The organism is Flavihumibacter cheonanensis (assembly GCF_022352215.1).
GTDB lineage: Bacteria > Bacteroidota > Bacteroidia > Chitinophagales > Chitinophagaceae > Flavihumibacter > Flavihumibacter cheonanensis.
This window is the reverse complement of the sequence record NZ_JAKRWF010000200.1, coordinates 1-281: the sequence shown is the minus strand read 5'-3', so window position 1 is coordinate 281 and position 281 is coordinate 1. Positions and strand designations below refer to the sequence as shown.

The following is a 281-nucleotide window of genomic DNA, read 5'->3' as shown; positions in this document are numbered from 1 at the left end:
CTCACCATCTCCCACAGGGTGTCCTTGACCTTGGCCACCGGCGCGAAATCGGGGTCCTTGTCGCGCGAGATGTAGCTCTGACAGGACTCGGCGCAGAGCCCGCAGTGGACGCAGGTGTCGAGGTACACCTGCAGCCGGGCCGCCGCCTCCTCGGTCAGCACGCGGTTGATGGTCCGCTCGATCCGCTCGGGCGTCAGCTTGGCGATGTTGTCGTCGACCCCGGCGTCGATGACCTTCATGTCCTCGAGATCAGCCATGGTGTGTGTCCCCCGTCGCGTGCA

The 281-nt window shown here is 65.8% G+C and carries 1 protein-coding gene; it reads right to left on the bottom strand.

Annotation, left to right across the window (positions count from 1 at the left end; translation table 11 throughout):
• Positions 1 to 239, bottom strand: a 239-nt coding sequence (locus tag MD536_RS21680) for a hypothetical protein (RefSeq protein ID WP_239603863.1), incomplete at its 3' end; no start/stop codon positions are given.
• Positions 240 to 281 lie beyond the last annotated feature (42 nt).